The sequence below is a fragment of the Variovorax sp. FW301-JW7 genome (genome assembly GCF_058788795.1).
The window spans coordinates 37,165-57,778 of the sequence record NZ_JBYTBC010000020.1 but is presented as its reverse complement, the minus strand read 5'-3'; the positions used below and the strand labels follow the sequence as shown (position 1 = coordinate 57,778).

At 69.6% G+C, this 20,614-nt stretch carries 20 protein-coding genes; 7 read left to right on the top strand and 13 right to left on the bottom strand.

Annotation, left to right across the window (positions count from 1 at the left end):
- Positions 1-129: 129 nt before the first annotated feature.
- Genes AC3WQM_RS30585 through AC3WQM_RS30575 form a run of 3 tightly spaced genes read right to left on the bottom strand, consistent with a single transcriptional unit; the run spans position 130 to position 2,887 of the window.
- Entirely contained in the window at positions 130-981 is an 852-nt protein-coding gene (locus tag AC3WQM_RS30585) for an ABC transporter permease (protein ID WP_354347339.1), read from the bottom strand.
- Positions 982-992: 11 nt separating this feature from the next.
- Complete coding sequence (locus tag AC3WQM_RS30580; RefSeq protein ID WP_492683670.1) at positions 993-1,958, bottom strand: ATP-binding cassette domain-containing protein; 966 nt, start codon at positions 1,956-1,958, stop codon at positions 993-995.
- 38 nt (positions 1,959-1,996) lie between these two features.
- A complete protein-coding gene (locus AC3WQM_RS30575; RefSeq protein WP_492683669.1) occupies positions 1,997-2,887 on the bottom strand; it encodes a LysR family transcriptional regulator in 891 nt (296 codons plus the stop codon).
- 105 nt (positions 2,888-2,992) lie between these two features.
- On the opposite strand from AC3WQM_RS30575, the gene AC3WQM_RS30570 reads away from it, so the two are divergent.
- Positions 2,993-3,658, top strand: a complete 666-nt coding sequence (locus AC3WQM_RS30570; RefSeq protein ID WP_492683668.1) for a glutathione S-transferase family protein — start codon at positions 2,993-2,995, stop codon at positions 3,656-3,658.
- Positions 3,655-4,620 (top strand): flavin-nucleotide-binding protein, encoded by a 966-nt coding sequence (locus AC3WQM_RS30565; RefSeq protein ID WP_492683667.1) that lies wholly within the window; start codon positions 3,655-3,657, stop codon positions 4,618-4,620. Before AC3WQM_RS30570 ends, AC3WQM_RS30565 begins: the two co-directional genes overlap by 4 nt.
- Before the next feature lies 1 nt (position 4,621).
- Here AC3WQM_RS30565 and AC3WQM_RS30560 read toward each other — a convergent pair whose 3' ends face one another.
- Complete coding sequence (locus tag AC3WQM_RS30560; RefSeq protein ID WP_492683666.1) at positions 4,622-5,785, bottom strand: cytochrome P450; 1,164 nt, start codon at positions 5,783-5,785, stop codon at positions 4,622-4,624.
- A gap of 83 nt (positions 5,786-5,868) precedes the next feature.
- Between AC3WQM_RS30560 and AC3WQM_RS30555 the strand changes: the two genes are divergently transcribed.
- Positions 5,869-6,564, top strand: coding sequence for an ArsR/SmtB family transcription factor (locus AC3WQM_RS30555; RefSeq protein WP_492683665.1), 696 nt, complete (start codon positions 5,869-5,871; stop codon positions 6,562-6,564).
- Between the two features lie 154 nt (positions 6,565-6,718).
- Here AC3WQM_RS30555 and AC3WQM_RS30550 read toward each other — a convergent pair whose 3' ends face one another.
- The 7 genes from AC3WQM_RS30550 to AC3WQM_RS30520 all read right to left on the bottom strand — a co-directional run bounded on the left by AC3WQM_RS30550 (position 6,719) and on the right by AC3WQM_RS30520 (position 13,650).
- On the bottom strand, positions 6,719-7,741 hold the full coding sequence (locus tag AC3WQM_RS30550) for a Bug family tripartite tricarboxylate transporter substrate binding protein (protein WP_492683664.1): 1,023 nt from the start codon (positions 7,739-7,741) through the stop codon (positions 6,719-6,721).
- A 124-nt stretch (positions 7,742-7,865) separates the two neighbouring features.
- Positions 7,866-9,383 (bottom strand): AMP nucleosidase, encoded by a 1,518-nt coding sequence (locus AC3WQM_RS30545; RefSeq protein WP_489061101.1) that lies wholly within the window; start codon positions 9,381-9,383, stop codon positions 7,866-7,868.
- Between the two features lie 45 nt (positions 9,384-9,428).
- Positions 9,429-9,977: a TIGR00725 family protein gene (locus AC3WQM_RS30540; RefSeq protein ID WP_492683663.1), complete on the bottom strand. Its 549-nt coding sequence runs from the start codon at positions 9,975-9,977 to the stop codon at positions 9,429-9,431.
- Complete coding sequence (locus AC3WQM_RS30535) at positions 9,928-10,749, bottom strand: ABC transporter permease (RefSeq protein ID WP_062481405.1); 822 nt, start codon at positions 10,747-10,749, stop codon at positions 9,928-9,930. Before AC3WQM_RS30535 ends, AC3WQM_RS30540 begins: the two co-directional genes overlap by 50 nt.
- Positions 10,750-10,758: 9 nt before the next feature.
- Positions 10,759-11,835 (bottom strand): extracellular solute-binding protein, encoded by a 1,077-nt coding sequence (locus AC3WQM_RS30530; RefSeq protein WP_062481407.1) that lies wholly within the window; start codon positions 11,833-11,835, stop codon positions 10,759-10,761.
- A 22-nt stretch (positions 11,836-11,857) separates the two neighbouring features.
- Positions 11,858-12,886: an ABC transporter ATP-binding protein gene (locus AC3WQM_RS30525; RefSeq protein WP_492683662.1), complete on the bottom strand. Its 1,029-nt coding sequence runs from the start codon at positions 12,884-12,886 to the stop codon at positions 11,858-11,860.
- Positions 12,883-13,650, bottom strand: coding sequence for an ABC transporter permease (locus tag AC3WQM_RS30520; RefSeq protein WP_070061918.1), 768 nt, complete (start codon positions 13,648-13,650; stop codon positions 12,883-12,885). Before AC3WQM_RS30520 ends, AC3WQM_RS30525 begins: the two co-directional genes overlap by 4 nt.
- Before the next feature lie 187 nt (positions 13,651-13,837).
- Between AC3WQM_RS30520 and AC3WQM_RS30515 the strand changes: the two genes are divergently transcribed.
- Positions 13,838-14,752 (top strand): LysR substrate-binding domain-containing protein, encoded by a 915-nt coding sequence (locus AC3WQM_RS30515; RefSeq protein ID WP_492683661.1) that lies wholly within the window; start codon positions 13,838-13,840, stop codon positions 14,750-14,752.
- Positions 14,753-14,804: 52 nt separating this feature from the next.
- Entirely contained in the window at positions 14,805-15,713 is a 909-nt protein-coding gene (locus AC3WQM_RS30510) for a ketopantoate reductase family protein (RefSeq protein WP_492683660.1), read from the top strand.
- Here AC3WQM_RS30510 and gorA read toward each other — a convergent pair.
- Positions 15,710-17,068 (bottom strand): glutathione-disulfide reductase, encoded by a 1,359-nt coding sequence (gene gorA / locus AC3WQM_RS30505; protein ID WP_492683659.1) that lies wholly within the window; start codon positions 17,066-17,068, stop codon positions 15,710-15,712. The genes AC3WQM_RS30510 and gorA overlap by 4 nt on opposite strands.
- Positions 17,069-17,291: 223 nt before the next feature.
- Between gorA and AC3WQM_RS30500 the strand changes: the two genes are divergently transcribed.
- Positions 17,292-17,573 carry a double zinc ribbon domain-containing protein gene (locus AC3WQM_RS30500; RefSeq protein ID WP_492683658.1) on the top strand — a complete coding sequence of 94 codons (282 nt, stop codon included), beginning with the start codon at positions 17,292-17,294 and terminating at the stop codon, positions 17,571-17,573.
- Positions 17,574-17,647: 74 nt separating this feature from the next.
- On the top strand, positions 17,648-19,678 hold the full coding sequence (locus AC3WQM_RS30495) for a PEP/pyruvate-binding domain-containing protein (RefSeq protein WP_492683657.1): 2,031 nt from the start codon (positions 17,648-17,650) through the stop codon (positions 19,676-19,678).
- A gap of 12 nt (positions 19,679-19,690) precedes the next feature.
- On the opposite strand, the gene AC3WQM_RS30490 is transcribed toward AC3WQM_RS30495, so the two are convergent.
- Entirely contained in the window at positions 19,691-20,602 is a 912-nt protein-coding gene (locus AC3WQM_RS30490; protein ID WP_492683656.1) for an MBL fold metallo-hydrolase, read from the bottom strand.
- Positions 20,603-20,614 lie beyond the last annotated feature (12 nt).

Sequence of the window (20,614 nt, the reverse complement as noted above, 5' to 3'; positions counted from 1 at the left end):
AGCGGAGGGACGCAGACAGTAGGGTCGCCTTTCTTTTGCCTACGTTTCTTTGGCGAAGCAAAGAAAAGTAGGTCGCCCGCCGGGGCGAGACCCGGCCTCGGAAAGCAAACCAGACCCACTAACCAGAAGTCACCCCCGAAACCGTTTCCGAGTCAAAGCCAACGCAATCCAAAAAGCAACGACCGCATACAAAGCCAACACACCCGCATGCACCCACCACCCCTCAGGCCACCGATCCATAAACAGCGGCCGCACCAAAGCAACAGCATTCGTCAAAGGCAACCAGGCAGCCACAGAACGCACCACAGAAGGCAATTGCTCCAAAGGAAAAAACACCCCACTCAAAAACATCATCGGCGTCATGAACAGCGTGAAGTAATAGGTAAAAAAGTCATACCCCTTAGCCAACGCATTGAAGATCAACGCCACAGAAGAAAACGTGATCCCACACCCAATCAACACCATCCAGGCCACGATCAACTTAGGGCTGTGACTGATCCCAAGTCCAAGCATCACAAACAAGATCGCAGTCACAGTAAAAATCGACTTGAACGCCGCCCACAACATCTCCGCCAGCACGATGTCATCCAGCCCCACCGGCGCATTCATGATCCCGTCCCAAGTCTTCTGCACATGCATCCGAGAAAACGCCGAATACAGCGCCTCGAAGCTCGCCGCATTCATCGCGCTCATGCAGATCGATCCACTCGCCAGAAACAGGATGTACGGCACCTGCGTGCCATCCACCGTCACCTGCCCGACGAGTGCGCCCATGCCGTAGCCAAACGCCACGAGCCAGATCAGCGGCTCCGCGATGTTCCCGATCAGGCTCGGCAGCGCCAGCTTGCGCCACACCAGCAGGTTGCGCAAAAACACCGGCCACCATCGCATCGACAGTTCAGGCGCGCGCCACACGGAGGGTGAAGGCGGCACAGGTGCCTCGGGAGAAACAGCAGCAGAAGAAGCAGTGGTTGTGTTCATAGAAAGAAGGCCTAGCCATCCTGGCGAATCTGCCGACCGGTGAGCTTGAGGAAAAGATCTTCCAGATTGGCCGGCCGATGAAAGGTGCGCAGCCCGCCATGCTGCGTCAGCGCATCGAGCAGACGGCGCGCATCCTGCGTATAGAAGAACACGGTTTCGCCACTCACCTCCACGCGCGCAGCCAGCGCCTGCAGCTCGGCCGACCCCGCCAGCGACAGCGCCCCATTGCCATACACCTCGACCACATCAGGCTCCAGATGCTCGGCGATCAGATCGCGCGGACGGCCCTCGGCGATCTTGCGGCCGTGATCGAGCACCAGCAGCCGCGAACACAGGCGCTCGGCCTCGTCCATGAAGTGCGTCGTCAACAGGATCGACTTGCCCTGCTGCAGCAGCACCTGCAACCGCTCCCACATCAGGTGCCGCGCCTGCGGGTCAAGCCCGGTCGTGGGCTCGTCGAGCAGCAGCAATTTGGGGTCGTTCACCAGCGCACGCGCCAGCGACAGGCGCCGGCGCATGCCGCCCGACAACTCACCGGGCTTGGCGTCGGCCTTGTGCGAGAGCGCCGCGAACTCCAGCAGCTGCGGCACGCGCGCACGCACATGCGCCTTGCTGAAGCCGAAATAACGGCCGTACACCACGAGGTTCTCGGCGCAGCTGAAGTCGGGGTCGAGGGTGTCGAACTGCGACACCACGCCCAGCTGCGCCTTGATGGCCAGCGCGTCCCGCGGCATCTGCAGGCCCAGCGCGTCGATGCTGCCGCCGTCGGGCGCGGTGAGGCCCAGGCACATGCGGATGGTGGTGGTCTTGCCCGCGCCGTTCGGCCCGATCACGCCCAGGCACTCGCCGGGCGCGATCTCGAACGAGAGGTCGTCGACGACCGTGGTCTCGCCGTAGCGCTTGCGCAGCCCACGGACCTGGAACAACGGGGAAGAGGACGAAGAGGAAGGCGGGGAGGGGGTGGTGTGGGATGGCACGCGGCCATTCTGACGCAGCCGGCCGATTGGCGCAGCAGCTACATGCGCAAGCCGCTGAACTCGGTTTTCATCCAGTCGATGAAGGCCCGCGTGCGCGCCGGCAGCAGCCGCGCGTTCGGGTAGATCACGCTCACGGGCCGGGGCGCGGGCTCGTAGTCTTCGAGCACCAGCTGCAGCCGACCCTGCGCCACGTGCGGCAGCACCTGGTAGGAGAAGAAGGTGCCGAAGCCCATGCCCGCGGCGCAGGCCTCGATGGCGGGCGCGAGGTGGTTGAACTCCAGGCGGTTCTCGGGCGTCACGTGCACGGTCTTGCCGCCATCGCGGAACGCCCATTGCGGCGGTGCATCGATGCGCCCGCGCACGCAGGGCGCGCCCGCCAGGTCGCGCGGATGGCGCGGCACGCCGTGCTGCGCCAGGAAGGCGGGGCTGGCCGCCACCACGCGGCGGATGGTGCCCAGCGTCTGCGCCACCAGCGACGAGTCTTCGAGCGGGCTGATGCGGATGCCGACGTCGATGCCCTCTTCGAGCAGGTTCACGGTGCGGTCGTGCAGCTGCACGCTGCAGCGCACCTTCTCGTGGCGCTGCATGAAGCGCACGATGGCCGGCGCCACGTACATGTGGCCGAACAGCACCGGCGCGGTGATGACCAGCTGCCCCGCGGGCTCGCGCGCCTCCGCCTTCAGCGCCTGGTCGGCGGCGTCGGCCGCGAGCAGCACCTCGCGCGCGCTCGGCAGGTAGTGGCGACCCTCCTCGGTGAGCGACAGGCGCCGCGTGGTGCGGTGAAACAGGCGCACGCCCAGGTGCGCCTCGAGCGCGGCGAGCGCGCGCACCACGGCGGGCAGCGAACTGCCGAGCGTCTCGGCGGCGCGGGTCAGGCTGCCCTGGTCGGCAATCTGCACGAAGGTCTGCATGGCTTTGAAGCGATCCATGGCGCGATTAAACCGGAAAACGCAGCAGTCAAATCCGGAAAAGGCTATTCATTCATTTGGTGGAAGAGAGAAGAATCGAGGCCATACCCAACCGAAGGACTCTTCATGACCGAGAACAGCACCAACACCCGCCAGCCCGCCCAGCCGATCCAGCTCTTCGGCAGCGCCATCTCGGGCCACGTGCACCGCGTGCGCTTCTTCCTCTCGGTGCTGGGCCTGCCCTTCGAGATCGTCGAGCTCAACCTGCGTCAGCGCGAGCACCGCACGCCGGAGTTCCTGGCGCGCAACCCCTTCGGCCAGGTGCCGGTGATCGAGGACGGCGAGGTCACGCTGGCCGATTCCAACGCCATCCTCGTGTACCTCAACGAACGCTACGCCCCCGACCCGGCGCGCTGGATGCCGCGCGACCCGGTGGGCGCGGCGCGCGTGCAGCGCTGGTTCTCGGTGGCGGCCGGCCCGCTGGCCTACGGCCCGGCGGCGGCGCGCATCATGGTGCTGTTCGGCGTGGACGCCGACCGCACCGAGACCGTCAAGCGCTCGCACGCGCTGCTCGCGGTGATGGAGACCTGCCTGTCCGAGCAGCCCTTCCTCGCGGGCCCGTCGGCCACGCTGGCGGACATCGCGAACTACGCCTACGTGGCGCATGCGCCCGAGGGCAGCGTGTCTCTCGACGCCTACCCGCAGCTGCGCGCCTGGCTGGCGCGCGTGGAAGCCTTGCCGGGGTTCGTGCCGATGGTGCGTTCGTCAGTAGGCCTGGCGGTGGCGTCATGATCGCCGCGCCCTTCCATGCCGGCGAGCGCGCGCTGCAGTCGCTGGTGGGCGCGCGCGAGCAGATGGAGGCCATGGGCCCGCGCGTGATCCGCGACTACATGCCCGACCAGCACCGCGAGTTCTTCGCGCTGCTGCCGTTCCTCGTGGTCGGCAGCCTCGATGCCGACCTGCAGCCGTGGGCCAGCATGCTCGCGGCACCGGCCGGCTTCGCGCACTCGCCCGACGCGACGCACCTGCGCATCGACGCACTGCCGGGCGCCGGCGACCCGCTCGCGGGCCAGCTCGCGCCCGGCGCCACGCTGGGGCTGCTGGGCATCCAGCCGCACACGCGGCGGCGCAACCGCATGAACGGCACGGTCGAGGCGCTCGACGCGGCGGGCTTCATGGTCGAGGTGCAGCAGAGCTTCGGCAACTGCCCGCGCTACATCCAGGCGCGCGAGCCGGTGTTCGCCGCGCCGCCCGCCAACGAGCCCGCCGTGCAGTGGCTCGACACGCTCGACCTCGCGGCCGAACGGCTCATCGGCGCGGCCGACACGCTGTTCATCGCCACAGCGTATCCCGACGCGGTGGCGGCGGGCGACGCGGCCGATGCGCGCTCGCACGGCGTCGATGTGTCGCACCGCGGCGGACGGCCGGGCTTCGTGCGCGTCGACGCGGGCGGCGTGCTCACGGTGCCCGACTTCAACGGCAACCGCTTCTTCAACACGCTGGGCAACCTGCAGGCGCACCCGCGCGCGGGCCTGCTGTTCGTCGACTTCGACACCGGTGAGTTGCTGCACCTGAGCGCCACGGCGGAGATCGTCACGGAGGGGCCCGAGGTGGCGGCGTTCGAGGGCGCTGAGCGGCTGATGCGCTTTCATGTCACGCGCGCGCTGCGCCGGTCGGCCGCGCTGCCGCTGCGTTGGGGCGAGGCTGCGTTGTCGCCGCACCTGGCGGGCACGGGGCGCTGGGCCGCGCACTGACTCAGTCGAAGACGGGAATGCGCCCGTTGACTGACGGGCGGTAGTGCCAACTGAGCGCATCGAGATCGGGTGCACTTCGTTGGCGCAACAGCGCTTCAAGGCCAGCAGCTGCCAGCGTGCAGGCCAGCGCCTGCCCAGGGCACGCATGCATGCCATGGCCGAAGCCAAGCACGCGGCGCTGGGCGCGGACGGGCATGAAGCGGTCGGGCTCGGGATTGAACGCCGGATCGCGGTGCGCCGAGGCCAGCAGCACCAGCACCGCATCGCCCGCCGCCAGCGAGGTGCCGGCGATCGCGACGGGCTCGATCGCGAAGCGGCGCGTGTTCTGCACCGACGGATCGTGGCGCGACGTCTCCTCGACGATGGCGAGCAGCCCGTCGCGCGTGCGTGCCAGCGGGCGCAGCGCGGGCTCGCGCGCCAGCGCAATGAGGCTGTTGCCCAGCAGGCCCGCCGTGGCATCGCAGGTCTGCGAGAGCAGGCCCACGAGGTTCGCCAGCAGCGCGCGCGAGAGCGGTGCGCTCGCGGCGCTTTCGGCCAGCACCGCCGCCAGCAGCGTGCCGTCGCGTGGCGAGGCGTTCGTGCTCAGGGCTTCGAAGCGGTTCATCAGTTCGCCGGCCGCCACGCTCGCCGCCTGCAGCTGGTCGGCGTTCGACAGCGGCGAAAGGCAGGCGACGAAATCGCGCATCCAGCGGTCCACCTGCGGTAACGCCGCGTCGTCGAAACCCAGCAGGTGCGCCATCGCCCGCACGGGCAGCGAGAACAGCGCGTCTGACAGCGGCGCCTGCGCAGGCAGCTGCCGCGCGACGTCGAGCGCGGCGGCATGCGCCGCATGCGGGTCGAGCCCGGCCAGCGCGCGCTGCAGTGCCGGCCGATGCGCCTGGTGCGCGGGGCCGTCGTTCATGCGCACGAGGTGGCCGAACACCTCGCCCGCCGGGCTGCCCACGATCGCGCGCGGCACGGGCTCGGCGGCGGGGCGCACGCGCAGCGCGCCGTGGGCCTGCAGCACCTGCATGACCACATCGGCGCGACTCGCGACCCACACGCGCAAGCCGGCGTGCCACGCGAGCGGCGGGCCGTCGCGCAACGTGGCGTAGTACGGGTACGGGTCGGCATGCGTGGCGGCGGCGACCGGGTCGGCGGGATGAGTGAGCGTGGCGGTAGTCATGGCGCGCAGTGTGCGTTCGCAGGCGCCGGCACACTTCGGTCGCGAACGAAGTGTGGGATGCGCCGCCGCTTTAGGATGCCCGCATGGACGACACCACTGCTTCCGACTTCCAGCTCGCCCGCCTCGCCGGCGCCATCGCCGAGCCGGCGCGCGCCCGCATGCTGAACTGCCTGATGGACGGCCACGCCCGCACGGCGACCGAGCTCGCCACCGTGGCAGAGGTGGCGGCCTCGACCGCGAGCGCGCACCTCGCGCGCCTGAAAGAAGAGCGGCTGGTCGAGGTGCTCGTGCAAGGCAAGCACCGCTACTTCCGCCTGGCCAGCGACGACGTGGCCGCCGCGCTCGAAAGCCTCATGGTCGTGGCCGGCGCGCCGCGCCCCTCGGCCACCGCCTTCCAGTCCAACACGCCGAGCCGACTGCGCAGCGCCCGCACCTGTTACGACCACATGGCCGGCACCGCGGGCGTCGCGCTGCACGACCGGCTGCATGCGCAGGGCTGGCTCAGCGGCCTTGCGAGCGGCTCGTACGAACTCACGCCCGACGGCGCCATCGCGCTGGAGAGCCTGGGCGTCGAGGTCGACGCCGTGCGCCGCTCGCGCCGCCGCTTCGCCTGCGCCTGCCTCGACTGGAGCGAACGCCGCCCGCACCTGGGCGGCGCGCTCGGGGCCGCGTGGCTGCAGCTGTCGCTGCGGCGCGGCTGGGTGCGGCAGGAACTCGACGGGCGTGCGCTCACGCTGACGCCGAAGGCGCAGCGCGAGATGCCGGAGCTCTTCGCTTGAACGCGTACGGTTGATTCGCCACATGGCTTCGTGCTGGCGCGGCCCAAGAGGCCAGGGACGACGCGGAACCGGCTTTGCCGGGCCGCAGGCGTCGCCCCCGGAAGGGGGTTGGCGCAGCGACACGAAGTGCGCGAAGCCTGGGGGTGAGCCTGTTTCAGGCTTTCAGCTTGAGCAGATAGATCAGCGGCCCGGCCATCGCAATGTCGAGTTCGAGAAAGCTCTCGAAGTCCTTGCCCGCCATCCAGTACGGGTCCCAGTTGTTGCGCTTGATGGTCTTCTGCCAGAGGTCGTGCGTGGTGGCGCGCTGCACGGCGTCGAGCAGCTGGCCGCGGCGGTAGGGCGGCACCTTCTTGCCGGTCATCACGCCGCGCCAGTTGGCCAGGTCGGCGTCCACGCCCTGCTGGCGCACCGACGAAATGCCCTGGAACGGGTGCTTGGACGACACGCCGATGGCGCGCAGCTTGCCGTTCGCGATGTTCTCGGCGAACTCGCTGTAGCCCGAGATGCCGACCGCCGCCTTGCCCGTGTCGAGCGCTTCGACCACCTGCGCGCCGCCCGGGTGCGGCTGGTAGTTCAGCGACGCCGAGGCGCCGGCCACGCGCGCCAGCATGCCGGCGAACATGTGGTCCACGCCGCCGGCCGAGCCGCCCGCGATGACCGTGTTGGCGGCATCGGCGCGCAGTTGGGCAATGAGGTCCTTGGGGGTCTTGATGGGCGAGTCGGCCTTGACGGCGACCACCTCGTAGTCGCTGGTGAGGCGCGCCACGGGCGACACGTGCGCCAGCGTGACGGCGGGCTTTTGCAGCGCCACCGCGCCGACCATCACCATGCCGCTGACCAGCAGCGCCTCGGGGTCGGCGTCGTACTTCTCGACGTACTTGGCCAGCCCGATGGTGCCGCCCTTGCCGCCGATGTTCTCGTAGGTGACGTTGCCCACGGCGCCCGAGGCCAGCAGGGCGGCGCCGAGGGCGCGGCCGGTCTGGTCCCAGCCGCCGCCTTCGTTCGCGGGAATGACGATGCGCAGCTTGCTGCTCAGCGGCGCGTCGGCCGCGCGGGCGTTGCCGGCCCACAGCGCGGCCTGGCCCGCACCGGCGGCAGCGGCCGAGGCTGCCAGCCAGGTGCCGAAACGGCGGCGGGACAGGGGAAGGGCGGCGGCAGGCAGCGAAGACGGGCGCATCGTGTTTCCAGTTGTGTACGTGACAGCCAATGATGTCCGCGAAACATGGCCATCACACCCTCGCCCTCACAGGGAGAAACCCTGAGGGGAAAGCAAAGGAAAAGCAAACGAAACGCGTCGGAGCCTACTGGAAAGCCACTTCCGCGAAGCTTCGCAGCTTGCGGCTGTGCAGCCGGGTCGTGCCTTCCTCGCGCAGGATCTCGATGGCGCGCATGCCGATGCGCAGGTGCTGCTCCACGCGCTCGCGGTAGAAGTGGTTGGCCATGCCGGGCAGCTTGATCTCGCCGTGCAGCGGCTTGTCGCTCACGCACAGCAGCGTGCCGTAGGGCACCCGGAAGCGGAAACCGTTGGCCGCGATGGTGGCGCTTTCCATGTCCAGCGCCACGGCGCGGCTCTGGCTGAAGCGGCGCTGCGGCTGGTTGCCGGGCAGCAGTTCCCAGTTGCGGTTGTCGGTGCTGGCCACGGTGCCGGTGCGCATGATCTTCTTCAGGTCGGGGCCTTCGCACTTCGTGACGTCGGCCACCGCCTGTTCGAGTGCCAGCTGGATTTCCGACAGCGCCGGAATCGGCACCCACAGCGGCAGCTCCTCGTCGAGCACGTGGTCCTCGCGCACGTAGGCGTGGGCCAGCACGTAGTCGCCCAGCTGCTGCGTGTTGCGCAGGCCCGCGCAGTGGCCCAGCATCATCCAGGCGTGCGGGCGCAGCACGGCGATGTGGTCGGTGATGGTCTTGGCGTTGGCCGGGCCGACGCCGATGTTGGTCATGGTGATGCCGCTGTAGTCCTCGCGCACGAGGTGGTAGGCCGGCATCTGCGGCAGGCGCGGCGGCGCGGTGCCCTGGCTGCCGTCCAGCAGGTGGGCGAAGGTGTCGCTGTGGCCCGCGGCCAGCCCGCGCCGGCGCGTGATCACGTTGCCGGGCTCGATGAAGGCGATGTACTCGCTGTTCTCGTCGGCCATGGCCTCGTGGCCCAGGCGCACGAACTCGTCGATGTAGAACTGGTAGTTGGTGAACAGCACGAAGTTCTGGAACCACTCGGGCGCCGTGCCCGTGTAGTGGCGCAGGCGGTGCAGCGAATAGTCGACGCGCGCCGCCGTGAACAGCGACAGCGGCTGCGGCTCGCCGGGCAGCGCCTCGAAGGTGCCGTTGGCAATGCCGTCGTCCATGGCGCCCAGGTCGGGCAGGTCGAACACGTCGCGCATGAGGGCGCGGCGCTCGGCGCTCATGGTGCCTTCGATGTGGTCGTTCTCGGCGAACGAGAAGTGGATCGGAATGGGCTGCGTGCTGGTGCCCACCTCGATCTCGACCTGGTGGTTTTCCAGCAGCAGGCGGAACTGGTCGAGGTAGTAGCGCGAGAACAGGTCGGGCCGCGTCAGCGTGGTCTCGTAGCGGCCCGGGCCGGCCACGAAGCCGTAGCTCAGGCCGGCGTTGGCCGGCGGCGTGTGGCGCGAGACGGTGTGCGTGTGCACCCGCACGAACGGGTAGCAGGCCCGCACCCGGCCCGGCAGCGCCTCGCCGGCGACGAAGCGCAGCATCGATTCGCGCAGGTGGGCCAGGCCGCCCTGGTAGATGGCTTTGACCTGGTCGAGCGCCTCGGCGGCGTCGGTGAAGCGGGCGGGAGCGACAAAGGTGGGCATGTAGGGCATGCCGTCATTGTGCAATGCGCCCGTGTCGGCGGGGAGGCCAGTCGGTCAGTCCAAGAGGCAGGCCAGCACCTTGGCCAGCATGTCGTCCACGTCCGTGGCCTGCACCGCGCCGGGCAGGGCGACGTCGCCGTGCATCACGAACACCGGCTTGCCCCATTTCAGGCCCATGGCCATCTCCGACAGCGTGCCCATGTTGCCGCCGATGGCGACCAGGCACACGCCGCTGCGCGCGATGATGCCGTTGCGCATCTCGCCCATGCCGGTGGGAATGGCCACGCTGAGCCATTCGTTGGCATGGCGGTCGTCGTCCTCGGGCAGGATGCCCACGGCGATGCCGCCGGCCTCCACCGCGCCGCGCGAGGCCGCGGCCATCACGCCGCCGCGCCCGCCGCAGACCACCGTCATGCCCGCGCCGGCCAGCGCATGCGCCACCGCGTAGGCGGCCTCGCATTCGGCCGGGCCGCCGTCGCCCGGGCCGAGCATCGCCACCGGCTGGCGGTGGCGCTGCGGCCCCCACTGCCGTTGCGCCAGGCGCGTCAGCGCCTCAGTGACCGGCGCCGACAGCACCGCGCTCGCGCCTTCGTGTAAAGACATCGCCCACTCCCATCACGACCACACACACCACCATCAGCACCAGCGACAGGGCCGCCGCCACCGCGAAATCAGAACCGCCGTCGCCCACCTGCGCGAGCAGCATCAGCGGCAGGATGTTCAGCTGCGTGCCCACCAGCGCCAGCGCCGTGCCGTAGGTGCCCATGGCAATCGCGGCCACCATGCAGGCGTTCGACAGCACCGAGGGCAGCACCTCGGGCAGCACCGTGTCCCGGAAGGCGCGCGCCTTCGACGCACCCAGCGTGCGCGCCGCCTGCGCCGGGCGCAGGTCGAGGTTGGCGAACACGGGGTACAGCGACAGCGCCACGCGCGGGATCAGGTAGTAGGCATAGGCCAAACCCAGGCCCGACACGCTGTAGATCCAGCTGCCGATCACGGCCGGGTCGGCGCCCAGCCCCGCGAGCAGCTGCGTCACGAAGCCCGCGCGGCCGAAGGCGAGGATGAAGCCGTAGGCGATCACCAGCCCCGAGAACGCGAGCGGCAGGCCCAGCAGCGTCATCATCCATTGGCGCCGGCCTTCGGGCTGGCGCGCCAGTTCGATGGCGATGCAGGTGCCCACCAGCGCCGAGATCGCGCCCGCCGCCAGGCCCAGGCCCAGCGTGTTGCGCAGTGCGCCCAGGAACAGCGGGTTGCCGAACAGCCGCCCGAAGGCACTGCCGCCCTCGCCGAAGGCCTCGGGCAGCAGCGCCGCCAGCGGCACCGCGAAGAAGAGCGCCATGAAGGCCCAGGCGGGCCAGGCGCCAAAGCGTCGCATCACGGCCTCTTACTTGCCCAGCGCGGCCTGCGCCCAGAGCTTGTCGACCTCGGCCTTGCGCTCCGAGGCCTTCACCACGTCGAGCGGCTTGATCTGCGGCGCGGCCGGCATCTTGGCCGCGACATCGGCCGAGAGCGGCGTGCCCGGCACGGCGGGCCGCACGAAGCCCTGCGCGAACAGCGACTGGCCGGCCTCGCTCATGATGAAGTTGAGCCACAGCTTGCCGGCGTTCGGGTTCGGGCCGTTCTTCACCAGGCTGATGGCGTACGGTGCGGCCACGCTGGCTTCCTTCGGGATCACGACCTCGACCGCATCGCCCATGCCGTCGACATGCTTGGCCTTGAGGCCGTCGTTCTCGTAGCTGATCCACACCGGGATCTCGCCCTTGAGGAACTTGGCATACGGCGTGGTGCCTTCCACGCGCAGCACGTTGCCGGCCGCATGCAGCTTGCCCAGGTAGTCGGTGCCGGGCTGCACGTTGTCGACGCTGCCGCCGTTGGCGTAGGCCGCCGCGAAGGTCAGCACCTGGCCGATGCCGGTGGAGCGCGGGTCGAGGTAGACCACCGTGCTCTTGAACTCGGGCTTGAGCAGGTCGGCCCAGCCCGTGGGCACGTTCTTCACCAGCTTCTTGTTCACGAGGAACGCGATGTTGAGCGTGTGGATGGTGAACCAGCGGCCCTCGGCCTCGCGGAACACGGCGGGCAGCTTGTCGAAGTTGACGGGCTTGAAGGGCGCGACCACGTCCTTCTTCGCGGCGTCGACGGCGGAGGCGGCGAAGTAGTAGGCGGTGTCGGCCTGCGGGCGGCGCTTGGTTTTTTCGAGCGCGACCACGGTGGCGGCCGAGCCGATGTCGTTGTAGGTCAGCTCGATCTCGGGGTAGCGCTTCTTGAAGTCGCGGAACAGCGACTTCCAGTTGGCCCATTCGGGGCCGGTGTCGAAGGAGACGCACAGGCCTTCCTTCTGCGCCTCGGCGTACAGCGCCTTTTCACCCGCGTAGAGCTCGGGGCCGTCGAAGGCAAAGGCGGTGCGGGCCAATGACAGCACGGGCAGTGCGCCGGCGGCCTGGATCAGATGTCTGCGTTGCATGGTGGCTCCTTGAGAGGAAAGGTCAGTGGTCGAGCAGGCGAAGGTGTTCGGGGGCGATGGCGATCGCTTGGGCCGCCGGCGCGGCGGACTCGGCGAGGAAGGGCTTGCCCGCGCCCGCCACGTCGAAGTCGTAGCGCGTGAGCGCGCCCAGGTAGCGCTGCGCGCCGGTGCGGCCGGCCAGGCGGTTGACGCTGTCGGGCGCCGGGTCGGGCCGGATGTGTTCGGGCCGCACCAGCACATGCACCGGCGTGCCGAAGGGCCGGCTGCCGGTCTCGGCGAAGAGCTCGGCAAAGCCCATGTCGAGCCGGCCCGGCGAGGCCACCTTGGCGGGCAGGATGGTCGAGAGCCCGACGAACTCGGCCACTGCGCGGCTGGCAGGGTGCTCGTAGATCTCGCGCGGCGTGGCGATCTGCAGCAGCCGGCCGTCTTTCAGCATGGCCACGCGGTCGGCCATCACCAGCGCTTCTTCCTGGTCGTGCGTGACCAGCAGCGTGGTCGCGTTGAAGCGCTGCTGGATCGAGCGGATCTGGTCGCGCAGATGGCCGCGCACGCTGGCGTCGAGGGCCGACAGCGGTTCGTCGAGCAGCAGCGCACGCGGGTCGATGGCGAGCGCACGGGCCAGTGCCACGCGCTGCTGCTGCCCGCCGGAGAGCTGCGCCACGGCGCGCTGCGCGTGGTCGCCCAGCCCCACGATGTCGAGCAGTTCCTGCGCGCGCTGGCGGCGTGGGGCCGTGTCCACCTTGCGCAGCTTGAGCCCGTAGGCCACGTTGTCCAGCACGCTCAGGTGCGGAAAGAGCGCATAGCTCTGGAACACCATGCCGATGTGGCGTTGGTGCACCGGTGTGCGCGACATGTCGTCGCCGCCGAGCACGATGCGGCCCGTGTGGCCGGTCTCCAGCCCCGCCACCAGCTTGAGCAGCGTCGACTTGCCCGAACCGCTGGGCCCGATCACCGCGACGAGCTCGCCCGTGCGCACGTCGAGCGACACGTCGTGCAGGCCGTGCGCGCTGCCGGGGTAGTTGTAGCTGACGTTGTCGAGTAAGAGGCTCATGCGCGCTGCTTCACCAAAGAGGAAGAAAGAAGGGCCGACGCGCTCGCCAGCACGAGAAGGATGACGGTCGCCGCGCAGGCAAAGCCCGTCGCGCCGTAGAAGGCCTGCAGCAGCACCACCGGGTAGGTGCGGTTCTGGAAGCTCGTGAGCAGGTTCGACAGCCCGAACTCGCCCACCGAGATGGCCGCCACCATCACCAGCCCGCTGATCAGGCTCTGGCGCAGGCTGGGCAGCACGATGCCGGTGAACTGCTGCCAGCCCGAGGCGCCGAGCGTGGCCGCGGCCTGCTCGAGCCGCCCGAGGTCCAGGTGGCGCAGGTCGGTCAGCAGCGTGTTGGTGAGGTAGGGCAGTGTGAGGATCGCGTGCGCCGCGATCAGCAGCGGCATCGAGCCCAGCCACGGTGCGAGGTCGGTGTTGAACACGATCATGTAGCCGAAGGCCAGCGTGATGGTCGGCACCGCGACCGGCGTGGCGCTCACGATGCGCGCCGCGATGCTGCTGCCGCGCCGGGCGCCGTGGTACAGCGCATAGGCCAGTGGCAGCGCCAGCACCGTGTTGATCGCGCAGGCCGCCATCGCCACCACGAGGCTGCTCACGAAGGCCTTGCGGAACGAGGTGTCCAGCCACAGGTCGACATACCACTGCCCGGTGACGCCCGTGGGCAGCAGCGTGTTGGTCCAGTTGCCGCCGAAGCTGCCGATCGCCAGCAGGGCGATGGGCAGCAGCAGGTACAGGCCGTAGACGAGCGAGATGCCGCGAATCAAGGGGGTGTCTCCGAAGGTCTTGCGCACCCGGCATACTTTCCGGATGCTCTACTTTTTGCCCACGGCGGATTGCCGCGTTCCAGCGAATTCTAGGAAGCAGATGCACACTTATGGGTGAAAGTTGGATGACGACACTTGAGCAATCGGCAAGTGTTTTTCACACGACTTTCATCAACCGGAGCCAGGCATGAAACGCGACTGCCCCACCATCCAGGAACTGCTGGCCTTCGACGCCGTGGCGCGCCAGCAGAGCATCACGCTCGCGGCCGGTGCCCTGTGCATCACTGTGAGCGCCGTCAGCAAGCAGATCGCGGGGCTCGAGGCTTTCCTGGGCCGCGAGCTGCTGCAGAAGAACGGCCGCGGCGTGCAGCTCACGCCGCAGGGGCGCGTGTACTGGCAGAAGATCTCGGGCGGCCTGCGCGCCATCGAGACCGCGACCTTCGAGGCGCGCTCGGGCGATGCCGGCGCCGGCCTGCTCACGCTGGCCAGCGTGCCCACCTTCCTCACCAAATGGCTCATTCCGCGCCTGCCGGCCTTCAGCCAGAAAAGCCGTCACGTGATGCTGAGCTTCAGCCGCCATCTGGAGCCCAGCGACGGCATCCCGGCCGGCGTCGATGCGGCCATCCGCTACGGCCCTGATGGCTGGCCCGGCGTGGTGTCCGAATACATCGCGGGGCGCGAGTTCGTGCTGATCGTGGCGCGCGCGCTGGTCGAGGGGCGCCACCGCATCGTGCAGCCCATCGACATCGTCGGCCACACCTTGCTGCACCACGAGGGCGCGCCCACCGCCTGGCGCCAGTGGGCCGCGCAGCACGGCGTGCCCGAGGTGCAGACCGTGGCCGGCCCGCGCTTCGCGCAGTACTCGGCGCTGATCCAGGCGGCGCTCAACGGGCTGGGCATCGGCCTCGTGCCCAGGCTGCTGGTGCAGGAAGAACTGGCCGAAGGCGCGCTGCTGAGCCCCTGCGGCACGCCGGTGCGCGTGGACCAGGGCCACTACCTGTGCTACCGGCCCGACCGCCTCGACCTGCCGGCCTTCGCGGCGTTTCGCGAGTGGATCATGGACGAAGGGCAGAAGTCGCGCGGTGTGGAGACCGAGGCATGAAACGGCCGTCTTCGCTACGCTCTGGCCACGGAACAACCAAGGAATCGAATCGATGAAAGTCGCAGTCATGGGTGCCGGCGCGGTCGGCTGTTACTACGGCGCCATGCTGGCGCGCGCAGGCCACGAAGTCGTGCTGATCGGCCGGCCTTCGCATGTGGAGGCGGTGCGTGCGAACGGCTTGCGGCTGGAGACCCAGGCCTTCGATGAACAGGTGCGCCTCGAGGCCAGCACCGAAGCGGGTGCCGTGCAGGGCGCCGACCTGGTGCTGTTCTGCGTGAAGTCCACCGACACCGAATCGGCCGCCGCGCAGATCGGGCCGCACCTCGTGCCCGGCGCGCTGGTGCTCACGCTGCAGAACGGCGTCGACAACGACGCGCGCGTGCGCGCGGCGCTGCCGTCGCACGACGTGGCCGCCGCCGTGGTCTACGTGGCGACCGAGATGGCGGGGCCGGGCCATGTGAAGCATCATGGTCGCGGCGAGCTGGTGATCGCACCCTCGCGCCGCAGCGACGAGGTCGCGCAGGCACTGATCGCCGCCGGCGTGCCCACGCAGATTTCCGACAACGTGCGCGGCGCGCTGTGGGCCAAGCTGGTGCTCAACTGCGCCTACAACGCGCTGTCGGCCGTGTCGCAGCTGCCCTACGGCGAGCTCGTGCAGGGCACGGGCGTGACCGACGTGATCCGCGACGTGGTCGCCGAATGCCTCGCGGTGGCGAAGGCCGAGGGCGTGGTGATTCCGGGCGATGTCGACGCGGCGGTGCGCGGCATCGCGCAGTCGATGCCCTCGCAGTACTCGTCGACCGCGCAAGACCTCGCACGCGGCAAGCGCAGCGAGATCGACCACCTCAACGGGCTGGTCGTGCGGCGCGGCGAGGCCCTGGGCGTGCCGACGCCGGCGAACCGGGTGTTGTTCGTGATGGTGAAGCTGCTCGAAGGCAAGCAGCCCCAGGCCGGCGTCTAGCCGGGCATCGGCTCGCGCATCGTCACGAACTCTTCGGCAGCCGTCGGATGGATGCCGATGGTGCTGTCGAACAGCGCCTTCGTCGCGCCCGCGCGCATCGCCACCGCGAAGCCCTGCACCACCTCGCCCGCGTCCGCGCCCACCATGTGCAGGCCGACAACGCGGTCGCTTTTCTTGTCGACCACGAGCTTCATGAAGGTGCGCTCGCTGCGGCCCGAGAGGGTGTGGCGCAGGGACTTGAATTCGCTGGAGAACACGGTCACTTCGCCGAACTTCGCGCGCGCGTCGATCTCGCTGTAGCCGCAGGTGCCGATGTTGGGGTGGGTGAAGACGGCGGTGGGAATGAACTCGTAGTCCATGCCGCGCTTGCCCTTGCCGAACAGCGCATCGACCACGACCATCGCCTCGGCCAGTGCCACGGGCGTGAGCTGCACGCGGGTCGACACGTCGCCCACCGCGTAGATCGACGGCACCGAGGTGCGGTAATGCGCATCGACCGCGATGGCGCCCTTGTCGTCGAGCTTCACGCCCGCGGCCTCGAGGCCGAGGCCCTGCGTGTTGGGCACGCGGCCGGTGGCGAAGAGCACGGTGTCGGCCTCGATCTGCTGGCCGCGCGCGAGCGTGACCACGAGGCCGTCGGGCCCGCGTGCGATCGACGAGGCTTCGCAGTTCAGCCGCACGTCGACGCCGGCCTTGCCCATCTCGTTCGCGAGGAACTGGCGCACGTCGTCGTCGAAGCCGGTGAGCAGGTGGGCGCGGCGGTGCAGCTGCGTCACCTTGGAACCCAGGCCGTTGAAGATCGACGCGAACTCGCAGGCGATGTAGCCGCCGCCCACCACCAGCAGGCGCTTGGGGAACGGGTCGAGGTCGAACATCGCGTCGGAGGTCACGATGTGTTCGCGGCCTGGAATGTCGGGCACGAAGGGCGTGCCGCCGGTGGCCACCAGCAGGTGGCGCGCGGTGTGGCGCCTGCCTTCGATTTCCACCGTGTGCGCATCGACCAGCTGGGCCCAGCCGGTGACGAGCGTGACGCCCGAGTTCTTCAGCAGCGAGCCGTAGATGCCGTTGAGCCGGCTGATCTCCTTGGCGCGCTGCGCCTTGAGGTGGGCCCAGTCGAACTGCGGCGCCGCGGGCAGCTTCCAGCCGTAGCCTTCGGCTTCCTCGAACGACTCGGCATAGCCGGCCGCATAGCTGTAGAGCTTCTTCGGGATGCAGCCCACGTTGACGCAGGTGCCGCCGAGCTCGGCGGCCTCGGCCAGCGCGACGCGCGCACCGGTCTGCGCCGCCATGCGCGCGGCGCGCACGCCGCCGCTGCCGCCGCCAATGACGAAGAGGTCGAAATCGAATGGTTGCATGTGAAAGACGCTCCTTGCGGCCGACTGTAGCGGCGGGGCGATGGCGGCGCTTCGCGCGCGGGCATGGCCGTGAAGCACCGCGGCCTGCGAGGGTCTTTGCCGGGGGGCGCTTGACCCTGAAGCTGCTTCAGGGAATCCACTGCAGTCAGGCCCGCGGGAATTCATCGCCATCGGCGACGTTGCCACCGGCCTGTTGCACGACGCAAGGGAGAAACACATGGGCATGCTGGAACGACTCTTCGGTGGACATGGCGGCGCGCGCCACGGCGGTGGTGGCGGGCACCATGGTTCGCAAGGTGGCCATGGGTACGGCCGCGACGCACCGCCGCCGCCACCCGGCGGCAGCGCCTGCCCGGCCTGCCGCGCGGTGAACACGGCCGGTGCGCGCTTCTGCCAGCAATGCGGCACGTCGATGCTGCCCGCGGCCTGCCGGCAGTGCGGCACGGCGATGGCGCCCGGCGCGAAGTTCTGCGCGCAATGCGGCCAGTCGACGCAGGCGACGTAGCGCGTCTGACGCGCGAAAAATGGGGCGGACCGCCAGCGAGAATCCGCGCTTGTCGGCAATGAAGGAGGAGCCCCATGAAGAACGATTCCAACAGGCAGAAGAAAAAGGACGGCACGGCACTGGCGTGGCTGCCGGTCCTGGCGCTGTGCGCGATGGCCGTCGCGCCGGCCGGTGCGCAGCTCGCGCGCAAGCCGTCGTACTACCAGCAGCAGAACCAGCCACAGCCCGAAGGGCCCGCCGCGCAGCTCGTGCCGCGCCCCACCGTGCCCGCCTCGCTGCCGGCACTGCGCAGCCAGGGCGATTTCGACACGCTGGCGCGCGTCTACGACGCCGGCACGCCGATGCAGCTGGCCCATGTGCTGTTCGCGATCGACCGGCAGGCGAAGCCGGCGCGCATGCACTACATCGACACGCCGCGCTTCCAGCTGCATGTGCGCTTTTTGCGCGACACGCGGCTCACGCCGAACACGGTCAAGCGCGAGATCGACCGCAACTACCTCGTGCCCGACCGCCGCTTCCTGTTCGGCACGCTGAGCTGGCAGCAGAACATCGGCACCTTCACCTACGAGTTCTGGGAAGGCGACCGGCTCACGGTGCCGCTGCTGCGCGAGGCCGAGGCACAGGTGAAGGCCAGCTTCTTCGCACCGGTGAAGTTCAAGACCAACTCGACGCTGCACGAGCGCATCGCGAAGGAGGCCGGCATCGACTTCGTGAGCCAGGAGGCGCTGATCCGCGAGCAGCCCTTCCTGCCGATGAACCTGGGCACCGCCACCGGCCGCGTGCGCATCGTGAACGACGCCTCGGGCCTGAACGCGCTGCTGCCCGACGACATCGCCGTGCTGCGCGAGGTGCCGATCAACCTGCCGCCGGTGGCCGGCGTGCTCACAGAGCGGCCGTCCACGGCGCTGTCGCACGTCAACCTGCTGGCCAAGGGCTGGGGCATTCCGAACGCCTACGTGCGCGATGCCGCCACGGTGCTGAAGGCGCAGGCGGGCCAGTGGGTGGCGCTGAAGGTGGCGGCCTCGGGCTACCAGCTGCGTCGCCTCACGCCGGAAGAAATCGCCGCGCTGCCGCCGCGCGCCGTGCGTGCCGCCGCCACCGGCGCGCTGCCCGGCAGCAAGGCCGCGAAGCCCGACCTGCGCGAAACGCGCCTGCTGCCCTTGGCCTCGCTGCGTGCGCGCCACAGCGTGCAATGCGGCTCGAAGGCGGCCAACCTCGGCGCCGTGCTGGCCGCGCGCATTCCCTCGACCACCGTGCCCGACGGCTTCTGCATTCCGTTCGCGCACTACGACCGCTTCATGCGATCGAACGGGCTGGCCGAGCGCATTGCGCGCATGCAGCAGCAGCCCGGCTTCGCGGGCGACCCGCAGGTGCGGCAGAAGGCGTTGGCGCAGCTGCGCGACGAGATCGTGCAATGGCCCGTCGAGCCCGCCACCGCGGCGGCCTGGCGCGCGGCGTGGCAGGCGCAGCTGGGCGGGGGCGGCGTGTTCGTGCGCAGCTCGTCCAACTCGGAAGACCTGCCGGGCTTCAGCGGTGCGGGGCTTTACACGACGGTGCCCAACGTGAAGACTGGCGACGCGCTCGAGCTCGCGGTGAAGAAAGTCTGGGCCTCGGTGTTCAACCCCGAGGCCTGGGAGGCGCGCAGCGCCGCGGGCTTCGGTGCCGAGTCGGTGCTGATGGGCGTGTTCGTGCAGACCGCCATCGACTCGACCAACGCCGGCGTGATGATCACGCGCGACCCCTTCGACGCGGGCCACCCGCACGTCACCTACATCTCGGCCAAGCGCGGCATCGGCATCCGCGTGGTCGAGGGCAAGCGCGTGGCGGAGCAGGTGATGTACTCGAGCTGGTCGAAAGCCATCCAGGTGCTCAGCCGCTCGGCCGAAGAGACGGCGCTGCAACTTGACAAGGACGGCGGCGTGAAGGAAGTGCCCGTGGAAGTGGGCCGCCACGTGCTGACCGACGAGCTGGTGGTGCGGCTCGCCAACGTGGGCGCGGCGGTGAAGCGCACCTTCAACGCGGTCGACCAGGACATCGAGTGGGCGACCGTGGGCGACAAGATCGTGCTGCTGCAGGCGCGGCCGTATGTGGAGCGGCGGCGCTAGTTCACAGCGCCCTCAGCCCGGCATGGCACGCGGGCGGTGGCCCGGCAGCGTGTTCAGTGGAATGCGCAGGTAGGCCACGCCGTTGTCGTCGGGCGGCGGCAGGCGGCCGCCGCGCACGTTGACCTGCATGGACGGCAGGATCAGCGTCGGCACTTCGAGCGTGGCGTCGCGCGCGGTGCGCATGCGCACGAACGCGTCTTCGCCGATGCCGTCGCGCACGTGGATGTTGTGGGCGCGCTGCTGCGCCACCGTGCTCTGCCAGCGCGGCTCGCGCGTGGCGGGCGGGTAGTCGTGGCAGACGTACAGCGTGGTCTCGGGCGGCAGCGCGAGCAGCCGGCGCATCGAGCGGTAGAGCTCGCGCGCGTCGCCGCCCGGAAAGTCGGCGCGCGCGCTGCCCAGATCGGGCATGAAGAGCGTGTCGCCCACGAAGACCGCGTCGTCCACGAGGTAGGCCATGTCGGCCGGCGTGTGGCCGGGCACGCGCAGCGCCTGCGCCTCGATCTCGCCGATGTGAAAGCGCTCGCCGTCCTTGAAGAGGTGATCGAACTGGCTGCCGTCGGGCAGGAAGTCGCGCTCCAGGTTGTAGAGGCTGCGGAAGGTGGCCTGCACCGTGCGGATGTGCTCGCCGATGGCGATGCGCCCGCCGGCCTGCGACTGCACATGGCGCGCGCCCGAGAGGTGGTCGGCGTGCGCGTGGGTCTCCAGGACCCAGTCGACCTGCAGCGCCTGCGCGCGCACGTACGCCAGCAGGCGGTCGGCCGAGGCGGTGTCGGTGTGGCCGGAGCGGAAGTCGTAGTCGAGCACCGGGTCGATGACGGCGGCGCGCTTCGTGGCGCGGTCCCAAGTCACGTAGGACACCGTGCCCGTCGCGGGATCGAAGAAGGCCTGGGTGGTGGCGCGTGGGGGCATGGCGGTCGGGGTCATTGGCGCTCCTTC